General features: G+C 34.3%; 13 protein-coding genes and 2 pseudogenes. All 15 read left to right on the top strand.

The genetic code is table 11. The features are described 5' to 3' along the window. Positions 1-870: pseudogene (locus ACOQFO_RS16735) on the top strand (hypothetical protein); the annotation flags it as partial. 28 nt (positions 871-898) lie between these two features. Continuing rightward, entirely contained in the window at positions 899-1,186 is a 288-nt protein-coding gene (locus ACOQFO_RS16730) for a hypothetical protein (RefSeq protein WP_421690817.1), read from the top strand. Positions 1,187-1,414: 228 nt separating this feature from the next. After that, positions 1,415-1,855 (top strand): Hg(II)-responsive transcriptional regulator, encoded by a 441-nt coding sequence (gene merR, locus ACOQFO_RS16725; protein WP_421690816.1) that lies wholly within the window; start codon positions 1,415-1,417, stop codon positions 1,853-1,855. 13 nt (positions 1,856-1,868) lie between these two features. Then, positions 1,869-2,327 (top strand): putative iron-sulfur cluster-binding metallochaperone, encoded by a 459-nt coding sequence (locus ACOQFO_RS16720; RefSeq protein WP_421690815.1) that lies wholly within the window; start codon positions 1,869-1,871, stop codon positions 2,325-2,327. Between the two features lie 9 nt (positions 2,328-2,336). Then, complete coding sequence (locus ACOQFO_RS16715; RefSeq protein WP_421690814.1) at positions 2,337-2,795, top strand: NUDIX domain-containing protein; 459 nt, start codon at positions 2,337-2,339, stop codon at positions 2,793-2,795. A 402-nt stretch (positions 2,796-3,197) separates the two neighbouring features. Then, on the top strand, positions 3,198-3,542 hold the full coding sequence (locus ACOQFO_RS16710) for an ArsR/SmtB family transcription factor (protein WP_421690813.1): 345 nt from the start codon (positions 3,198-3,200) through the stop codon (positions 3,540-3,542). 14 nt (positions 3,543-3,556) lie between these two features. Then, positions 3,557-4,852, top strand: coding sequence for an arsenic transporter (locus ACOQFO_RS16705; RefSeq protein ID WP_421690812.1), 1,296 nt, complete (start codon positions 3,557-3,559; stop codon positions 4,850-4,852). Positions 4,853-4,865: 13 nt separating this feature from the next. Beyond that, a pseudogene (arsC, locus tag ACOQFO_RS16700) lies at positions 4,866-5,267 on the top strand (arsenate reductase (thioredoxin)); the annotation flags it as partial. Continuing rightward, a complete protein-coding gene (locus tag ACOQFO_RS16695; protein ID WP_421690818.1) occupies positions 5,250-5,552 on the top strand; it encodes a helix-turn-helix domain-containing protein in 303 nt (100 codons plus the stop codon). The pseudogene arsC (ACOQFO_RS16700) and the gene ACOQFO_RS16695, both read left to right, overlap by 18 nt. 32 nt (positions 5,553-5,584) lie before the next feature. After that, complete coding sequence (arsC, locus tag ACOQFO_RS16690) at positions 5,585-6,001, top strand: arsenate reductase (thioredoxin) (RefSeq protein ID WP_421690811.1); 417 nt, start codon at positions 5,585-5,587, stop codon at positions 5,999-6,001. Positions 6,002-6,088: 87 nt separating this feature from the next. Next, positions 6,089-6,454 (top strand): arsenite efflux transporter metallochaperone ArsD, encoded by a 366-nt coding sequence (gene arsD, locus ACOQFO_RS16685; RefSeq protein ID WP_421690810.1) that lies wholly within the window; start codon positions 6,089-6,091, stop codon positions 6,452-6,454. A gap of 21 nt (positions 6,455-6,475) precedes the next feature. Next, positions 6,476-8,242, top strand: coding sequence for an arsenical pump-driving ATPase (gene arsA, locus ACOQFO_RS16680; RefSeq protein ID WP_421690809.1), 1,767 nt, complete (start codon positions 6,476-6,478; stop codon positions 8,240-8,242). Positions 8,243-8,254: 12 nt separating this feature from the next. After that, a complete protein-coding gene (trxB, locus tag ACOQFO_RS16675; RefSeq protein WP_421690808.1) occupies positions 8,255-9,202 on the top strand; it encodes a thioredoxin-disulfide reductase in 948 nt (315 codons plus the stop codon). A 15-nt stretch (positions 9,203-9,217) separates the two neighbouring features. Beyond that, entirely contained in the window at positions 9,218-9,646 is a 429-nt protein-coding gene (locus ACOQFO_RS16670) for a protein-tyrosine phosphatase family protein (protein ID WP_421690807.1), read from the top strand. 22 nt (positions 9,647-9,668) lie between these two features. Beyond that, positions 9,669-9,944 (top strand): adhesin, encoded by a 276-nt coding sequence (locus tag ACOQFO_RS16665; protein ID WP_421690806.1) that lies wholly within the window; start codon positions 9,669-9,671, stop codon positions 9,942-9,944. Positions 9,945-10,125: the final 181 nt, after the last annotated feature.

The following is a 10,125-nucleotide window of genomic DNA, read 5'->3' as shown; positions in this document are numbered from 1 at the left end:
TGTTTTCTAGTTAATTACACTATACCAAAAGAACGAGGTGTTTTTCATTTTTCATTAAGATTGTCAAGTAACATAATGAAAAGGCCGCAGGCCATTAACAATCAACGTGGATCACCTACTTTATTGGTGCGAAAGTTGAGTAATAATATATTAAATAATTCACTCACATTAGAAGTTATTAAGGAATTTCCAAAAGGTGTTCCTTATAAAATAATGATGCCTGAAACTATTGAAATTTCCAATTCTTCTACTAAAAAATTATATTTATCAAAAGAACAAAATGAATATCCATTCTTTCAAACGGATTTGAAAAATCCCATTTTAGTTAATGGAAATCTTCGTTTCGAATTTTGGATAAATGAAAGGATATTCGTCTTTGAGCAGATTTTAACCGATACTTCTTTTAGTTTTAAGCAAATTGAAGGTGAAGAACTGAAAGTCAAGACCAATAATAAAACTGTTAAAATGACTGATTATATGTACGAGTTTTCACCAGAAATATCGTTTATACAAAATGACGGAACTATTATTGTTGTCCAAGAAAATTTAAAAACAGTTATCAAATCAAAAAGTGATATTAAATTGCCACTAGACTCTTTAATTGCTATCGACTGGAATGGACTAGGGGTAAACATAAAATCTGAATCTCAAGGAAGAGAAAGAAAGACTAATTCAATACAATACGCTACGATACATAACATTGTAGATCGAACATCGGATATTATTTTTGATGATGATGGATCGGGAGAGATTTCAGATATCGTTTCAGTCAAAATCGATATGGAAACTCGGAAGATCAACTTTCATCTATATCATTGTAAATTCTCAGGCGGAGATCGTCCTGGCGCTCGGGTTTCAGATTTAGTATGAGGTATGTGGTCAGGCTGAAAAATCAATCATGTGGAATGATAATGTCCTAGAAATTGTTCAAAGAATGATTGAACGAGAAAACATAAGAAAGAAAAATTATGATGAAACAAGGTTTGAGAAGGGAGATTTACAAAAACTTCAGATGTTAAAAAAGATGGTGAAATCTGGTTATGAAACAGAATTTGAAGTTTCGATTGTTCAGCCAGGAGTCTCGATATCGAAGATTACAAATTCAATGAAACAAATTATCTTGGCAACTGATACTTATTTAAAAGATACTTATGGCTTGCGTTTAACATGTTATTTTAGTAATTAGATAGATAAAAGTTTCCATTGAAAACCCTGTTTATTAATTTTTTTCTATTCAACAATCGGGCGCAATTCCTAAAAAAGAATAGACGTTCATTTTTCATTTACGGGCCATATTGTTGAATAAGGCATATCGTAAATGGCAGTATAGTTAAAGAACGATAATATAGTAAATAATACTTCCCTTGACCCTGTACTATGGTAAAGGGTTTATACTTTATATGAGGTGAAATAAATGCAACTTCGTATTGGAGAACTAGCTGAAAAGTGCGGCGTTAATAAGGAGACCATTCGGTATTATGAGCGTTTAGGTTTAATTCTTGAACCTGATCGTACCGAAAATGGATACCGAATGTATTCTCTACAAACAGTTGACCGGTGGAAATTCATAAAACGGATGCAGGAATTGGGATTTACCTTAAATGAAATTGATAAGTTGCTAGGGGTTGTCGATCACAACGAAGTAAAGTGCCGTGATATATATGATTTCACTGTTCTTAAATTAGAGGACATAAAGCGTAAAATTGAAGATCTTAAAAAAATTGAACAAATGTTGATAGACCTTAAAGAAAGATGTCCTGAAAATAAAAATATTTACAAATGTCCTATTATCGGAAACTTTATTGGATTAAAAAAGGAAAATAGAAGAATATTAATAGAAAAAGATAAATTGTAAAGGTGGAAGAATGATGGAAGATTGTTGTAGTAACGTTAAAGAAATAAAAAATGAAAATAATGGTATTTGTCCTTCGTGTAAAAATAAATCTAAAAATGTAAAGTTGATTACACTAAAATCATTGCTTAAACCATCTGCATTAGAAACTTTAAACGCTAAAGAAAATCACTATTTTTGTTCAAACGAAGTCTGTGATGTAGTCTATTTTGATACGAATACTAAAAAGTACCTTGTATCTGACATAAAGGTAGCCGTTCATCAAAAAGATGGCTCAGTAACTACACCAATTTGTTACTGTTTTGATTGGACAAAAGAAAAAATTAAACAATATGTTAAAGAAGGAATTACCCCTAATCCAGTAGAACATATTCGTGAAAATATAAAAGAAAATCGGTGTGGGTGCGAGATTAATAATCCTCAAGGTAGTTGTTGTTTAGGCAATGTTACAAAGTTCATTAATCAATTTTCGTAGGAGGGTCTTATGGATTATTGTGAAAATATGAGGGGAATGATTGGAAACTCGCCTTTGATAATAGTACGACCAAGTGTAGCTATCTTGAATAATCAAGGAGAAATTTTACTGAATAGATACAAAGGTGGAACATGGGGTATTCCCGGTGGAATATTGCAGTTAAATGAGTCAGTTGAGGAATGTATTAAAAGAAATATACAAGCTGATTTAGGGCTAACGATAAATTCATTACAATTATTTGGTGTTTATTCAGGTCTGGAACTCTATACAAAGCCAGAAAATGGTGAAGATGAGTATCACATTGTAGCAATAGGTTATCTATGTACGGACTATGAAGGAGAAGGAACGCCTGATGCAAATCAAGAAATTGAAGCTGAATTTTTCAAATTAGAACAGCTACCTGAAGAAACAGACCCTTTTATTAAGAATAAGTTGGTTGAATTAAAAGGAATACTTGAAAAAATATAATGTAAAAGTTAATTCTTATGCTGTTCCGACCCATATCTTTTTTCTCTTAGGATAAAATGTTAGTGCAACCCCTACTTGTACGAAAGTGCGGATAAGTAAAATAACTTTGGGTCCTTTTGCAATACATTCACTTTTCTGATATTAAGCAAATGGCGCGTTTCTCTAAGAAATGCGTCTGTTTTCATTTAAGGGCCATAATGTTGAACAACCCCTTTAAAGAAATGCGGATATTTTAGTAAAAAATAGGTGTGATTGTTCAACTTCAGGGCAGTTTACAAAAGCACCAAATATTTTTTCTTAATAAAAAATTCACAAGAAAACAATTGCATAATATATATAAGTGTATTAGTATATAAGCAAATCTTTATATACTAATATAAATTTTCAAGGGAGGTGCTTAGGTTGCAGACTTCGATACTGGAAATAGATGAAACAGCGTCAATATTGAAGCTATTAGGTGATAAAACTCGTTTAACGATGATTAAAATGTTGGAAACCAATGACTATTGTGTATGTGAATTTGTAGAAATTTTTAAAGTTAGTCAACCAGCAATTAGTCAACATATTCGTAAATTGAAAGATGCTGGTCTAGTTAACGAAGCAAGAAAAGGGCAATGGATTATTTATTCGTTGAACAGAGATTGTAATTTCTACCCTTTAATTTGTAATTTATTAATGCACCTCCCTAACCAAGACTATTATCTACAAGAATTAGAAGAACAAGGTTTACGCATCTCATGTGAGTAAGGAGAGGGAATTTAGTGGTAACTGCAATTTTAGCAACAGTCATTTTTTTAGTAACACTAATTATTGTCATCTGGCAGCCAAAAGGGTTGAACATTGGATGGACTGCTTGTGGAGGTGCGATTCTAGCTTTATTAGTTGGAGTTGTTGACTTTAATGATGTTTCTGAAGTAATTGGAATTACGTGGAACGCAACTTTATCTTTTGTTGCAATTATTCTAATTTCATTAATATTAGATGAAATAGGTTTATTTGAATGGGCAGCATTACATATGGCAAGAGCTGCAAAAGGTAATGGCGTTAAAATGTTCGTCTATGTAAGTATTTTAGGGGCAATTGTTGCAGCATTATTTGCAAATGATGGAGCAGCATTAATCTTAACACCGATTGTATTAGCAATGGTACGAAATTTGAATTTTAAAGAAGCAATGATTTTTCCGTTTATTATGGCAAGTGGATTTATTGCCGATACAACATCATTACCTTTCGTTGTAAGTAACTTGGTGAATATTGTATCTGCAGATTTCTTTAATATTGGATTTGTTGAGTATGCGTCTAGAATGATCATTCCAAACCTATTTTCTTTAATTGCAACAATCACAGTTTTATTAATTTATTTTAGAAAAAGTATACCGAGAGAGTACGATATATCTAAATTAAGAAAACCACACGAAGCTATTAAGGATTTAAAAATGTTCCATCTTTCGTGGTATGTTCTTGGTTTATTACTAGTCGGTTACTTTATGAGTGAGTTTATTAATACTCCAGTATCTATTGTGGCTGGTATTATCGCTATCTTCTTTTTACTAATGGCTAGAAGAAGTAGTGTTGTAAATACAAAAGCCGTTATTAAAGGCGCACCGTGGAATATCGTATTTTTCTCAATTGGAATGTATGTGGTTGTATATGGTTTAGGTAATGCATGGCTAACTGGTTCATTAGCAAGTTTGATTGAAACATTTGCTAATGAAGGGTTATTTGTTGCAACTATGGCAATGGGCTTTATAGCAGCAATCTTATCTTCTGTAATGAATAATATGCCAACTGTAATGATTGACGCATTAGCTATTGCTGAAACTAATACGACTGGAATTGTTCGAGAAGCTCTTATTTATGCGAATGTCATTGGTTCAGATTTAGGTCCAAAAATTACACCAATTGGTTCACTTGCAACACTTGTTTGGCTTCATGTTCTTTCCCAAAAGGGTGTCAAAATATCGTGGGGTACTTATTTTAAAACAGGTATTGTGTTAACAATACCGATACTTTTTATTACATTATTAGGTTTATTCATAACTCTACTAATTTTCTAAAGGAGAAATTCACATGCCATCAATCTATTTTTTATGTGTAGGAAATTCATGCAGAAGTCAAATGGCTGAGGGATTTGGACAACATTATTTAGGAAGTTCATCTAAAGTTTATAGTGCAGGTATCGAACCTAGAGGGGTACACCCATTAGCTATTGAAGTAATGAAAGAAAAAGGTATCGATATTTCAAATCAAACTTCCGATTTTGTAAATGCCAAATTGCTTACTGAAGTGGATGTTGTAGTTACCTTATGTAAGGAAGCGAAAGAAAGTTGTCCAGCAATCTTACCTAGAGCAAGTCATTATCATTGGCCTATGGATGACCCAGCAAAAACACAGGGTAGTGAAGAAGAAATTTTAAATGATTTCAGACGAGTAAGAGATGATATTGAAGATCATATTAAAAAATTTATACAGGGAGAACCTGGTATTGTATTTGATGTAAATAAAGCAAATAATCATTTTAAACAAAAAGAAAATTTTGGTGAAAGAATTAAAAAAATTCGTGAGAATAAAAAATTCACTGTTCAAGAAATGGCAGAACAATTAAAAGTTTCTAACGGGTATCTAATAAAAACAGAAAATAACCAGACAGAGCCATCAAAGTTCTTTATCCAAACCTTAGCATGGGTATGTGGAATGGAATATGATGATTTATTAGATGAATTATATTATATAGAACAAGGCAACCTATTAAAATAATTGATAAGGTGAATAAAAGGAGAAAACGCAACATGACTAAAAAAACATTATACTTCTTATGTACAGGAAATTCTTGTAGAAGCCAAATGGCAGAAGGCTGGGCAAAAAAACTGTTACCTGATTGGGAAGTGAAAAGTGCGGGAATTGAGGCTCACGGATTAAATCCTAATGCTGTGAAAGCTATGAATGAGATTGGAATTGATATTTCTAATCAAACGTCGGATATTATTGACTTTGAAACCCTAAATAATGCTGATCTAGTCGTTACTTTATGTGGAGATGCTGCAGATAAATGTCCAGTTACTCCACCATCTGTAAAACGCGAACATTGGGGCTTTGATGATCCAGCTAAAGCACAAGGAACTGATGAAGAAAAGTGGACTGTTTTCCAACGTGTTCGTGATGATATTGGTGACAGAATTAAACGATTTGCTGAAACAGGCGAATAATCAATATATAGCCAAGAGTATTCTCTCTTGGTCTTCTTTTAGGCTATAAATAAGTATATGCTTATTTGATAATATAGGAGGATTTTTATGACAAAAGTTGAAATTTTCGATCCAGCAATGTGTTGTTCTACAGGTGTTTGTGGACCTAGTGTAGATCCCAATTTAACAAGAGTTGCATCAGCTGTTTATTCATTAGAGCAAAAAGGGTTTAATATAAAACGTTATCAGTTAACCAGTAATCCTGAAGTATTTGCAGTGAATAAAGAAATGCAACGTATTTTCATTGAAAAAGGATTGGATGCTTTACCGACTATTATTGTCGATGATCAAGTTGTAAAAGTCGGTAGTTATCCAACGAATAAGGAATTTGCCGAATGGTTTGGGGTTAAAGAAGAAGAGTTAAATGAAAAGCCTAAAACTCGACTTTCGATTAATTTAAATCAATTGAAATAATCTAGGAAGAAGGTAGTGGCTATGTATCAACGATTTAGTCCCGATAAGATTCATACACAATTCCTGTTCTTAACTGGAAAAGGCGGGGTAGGGAAGACGTCAACGGCTTGTGCTACAGCAGTGGCATTTGCGGATGCAGGAAAGAAAGTGTTACTAATTAGTACTGACCCAGCTTCAAATTTGCAAGATGTATTCGGAATTGATTTAACAAGTACACCGAAAGCGGTTCCGAATGTTGACAATCTTTATGTAAGTAATATCGATCCAGAATCGTCAGCAAAAGCTTATCGTGAAAGTGTTGTTGGCCCCTATCGTGATAAATTTCCCGAAGCAATCGTTGCTTCAATGGAGGAACAATTATCAGGAGCATGTACGGTGGAAATTGCAGCCTTTGATGAATTTACAGGTTTCTTAACAAATAACGAAATCGTAAATCAATATGACCATATTATTTTTGACACGGCACCAACAGGGCATACATTACGTCTTTTGCAGCTTCCGACTGCTTGGAATGGATTTTTAGAGGAAAGTACACATGGAGCATCATGTTTAGGACCATTATCTGGTTTAGTAGATAAAAAAGAACTCTATTCAAAAGCTGTATCTGCACTTTCAGATGCTAAACAAACAACTTTAATATTAGTAACAAGACCAGACGTTTCGGCTCTTTTAGAAGCTGAACGTGCTTCCAAAGAGTTAATGGAAATAGGCATCCAAAACCAAATGTTAATTGTTAATGGTCTTCTTCAAAGTCACAACGAAGATGATGAAATTTCTTCAGCATTTTATCGTCGCCAAAGTGGTGCTTTAGAGAGAATGCCTAAACACTTAAAAGACGTTACAACATACTCTTTACCATATGTATCGTATTCGTTAACAGGTATTGAAAACCTACGAAATTTGTTCAATGATAATATCCAGACCGACAATCATGATACGGATAATCAACGAATCAATCTTCCTGGATTAAGTAAAGTGATTGATGATTTTTCAGCCAATGGCACAAAATTAATTTTTACAATGGGTAAAGGTGGCGTTGGGAAAACAACGATAGCATCTGCCATTGCAGTAGGTCTTGTAGAAAAAGGACATCTTGTTCATTTAACAACGACAGATCCAGCTGCTCACTTAGAGTATCAATTCCAAAGTGGCAATTTAAATCAAAACCTTACAATAAGTAATATAAATCCGAAACAGGAAGTTGAAAAATATAAAGCAGATGTGATAGCTAAATCCAGTGAGCATTTAGATGAAGCAAGTCTAGCCTACTTAAAAGAAGATTTGGAATCACCTTGTACAGAAGAGATTGCGGTCTTCCACGCTTTTGCAGAAGTAGTTGCGAGAGCAAAAAATGAAATTGTGGTCATCGATACAGCACCAACTGGCCATACTTTGTTGTTATTAGATTCTTCGCAATCTTATACGAAGGAAATTGAACGCTCCACTGGAGAAGTACCAGAAAGTGCAAAAGAATTATTACCACGAATTCGTAACCCGAAAGAGACAGCCGTTGTTATTGTGACACTTGCCGAAGCAACACCTGTTTTAGAAGCTTCCAGATTACAGGATGATTTAATAAGAGCAAGTATTACGCCAACATGGTGGGTGATTAATCAAAGTTTGTCTGCTACTTATACAAATGATCCTATCTTAAAAGGGAAAGCGATGTCTGAAAAGCAATGGATTCAAGAGGTAAGTGAAAATAAGGCTGCGAAATGTGCAGTCATTCCTTGGTTGCCTGAAGAAAAAGTTGGATACGATAAGTTAAAAGATTATATTATAAACTAGAAGGTGTTATTGATGGAAAAGGTAGTTATTTTAGGAACTGGACCAGCAGGATTGACTGCTGCAATTTACTTAGCAAGGGCAAACATGAATCCTCTTGTCATTGAAGGAAGTCAACCAGGTGGACAGTTAACAATTACAACGGAAGTTGAAAACTTTCCCGGATTTATAGATGGCATTATGGGACCTGAATTAATGGATAACATGAGAAAACAATCAGAGCGTTTTGGCACTCGATTTAAAAATGGCTGGGTAACTAAAGTTGATTTATCAAAAAGACCATTTAAAATCCAAATTGGAAATGATGAGGAAATTGAAACAGAAGCTTTAATTATTTCTACAGGTGCTTCAGCAAAATTGTTGAACATTCCAGGAGAAAAAGAATACATGGGTGCTGGTGTTAGTGCTTGTGCAACATGTGATGGATTTTTCTTTAGAAATAGAAAAGTAATAGTTGTTGGTGGTGGCGATTCAGCCTTAGAAGAAGCGAATTTCTTAACAAAATTTGCTGATGAAGTCGTTGTTGTTCATAGAAGAAATGAACTTCGAGCTTCTAAAATTATGCAAGATCGTGCAAGGGATAATGCAAAAATATCTTGGGCGCTTAATAAAACACCTATAGAAGTAGTGGCAGGTGAAAATGGACTACAAGGACTAAAGGTGAAAAATAATGAAACGAATGAAGAAGAGCTTATCGAAGCAAATGGTATCTTTGTTGCAATAGGTCATACGCCAAATACATCCTTCTTAGAAGGACAAATTGATACAGACGAAAAAGGATACATCAACGTTGTACCAGGTACAACTGAAACAAATATACCTGGAGTCTTCGCTTGTGGAGATGTGCAAGATAAAAAGTACCGACAAGCAATTACAGCAGCAGGAACAGGCTGTATGGCTGCATTAGATGCTGAAAGATTTTTAGAAGGTAATGCAGTTCATGACTGGAGTAAACAATTGTAACCGGGGGCTAATAACATGATAGAAAAAAGTTATAACGAATTAATAAAAAATCGCATCTTTATCGGAGGTGCGGATGATATTCCAGAGGTAGTAAAAAACGAGAAAGTAGATATCATATTTGATTTAAGAGCAGAAGCAGTCGAGGAAAACACAGACTATAATCGAGTTCATAGCCCAATCGTTGATAATGCAGAACAACAAGATGAGTCGATTAAAAACTCGATTGAAAAAGTTGTTAGTGCATATAATGTTGGGGAAAATGTTTATTTCCATTGCCAAGGAGGAAGTAACCGTACTGGGACTGTAGCCATTGGTACACTACTGGCGCTAGGAAAAGCTGATACAATTGAAGAAGCAGAAGAAATGGCAAAGAAAGCACGACCAAAAATCAATGTAAAACCACAAATGAAAGATGCTTTAAAACGAATCTTTCCAGATGCTTAATATAACTAGGGGGAAACCAAAAATGAAAATCACTGATGGTGCTAAACAATTATTAGAAGATTTCTTAAATGAAAAAGGTGCAGAAGGGATTCGACTTTCATCTGTAGCTGGTTGCTGTGGTCCACAATTCTCAATTTCATTAGATCAACCACAAGAAACAGATAAAGTTGAAACAATTAATGGAATCAAAGTAGCAATTGATTCTCAAGTTGTTGGAGTTGAAGAATTAACTTTGGACAAAGATGAAAATGAAAATGGTCCGGGATTAGTTTTAATCGGGGCTAGTAGTTGCTGTTAATAGACCTAATAAAAGAAGAACTGTCATTTTGGCAGTTCTTCTTTTATTGTGCGCCCGGCATGGGCTATAACTTGGTGGTGAAAGTCCACTACAGGCTTGGCAGTAGGAACTGTTAGCTAATGGCAAGGGTGTCCACCGTGAGGTGGAATCTGAAGGAAGCCGGAGGCAAATTCCCGAACTG

This window comes from Ureibacillus sp. MALMAid1270, assembly GCF_049202975.1.
GTDB lineage: Bacteria > Bacillota > Bacilli > Bacillales_A > Planococcaceae > Ureibacillus.
This window is presented reverse-complemented; position numbering and strand designations above follow the sequence as displayed.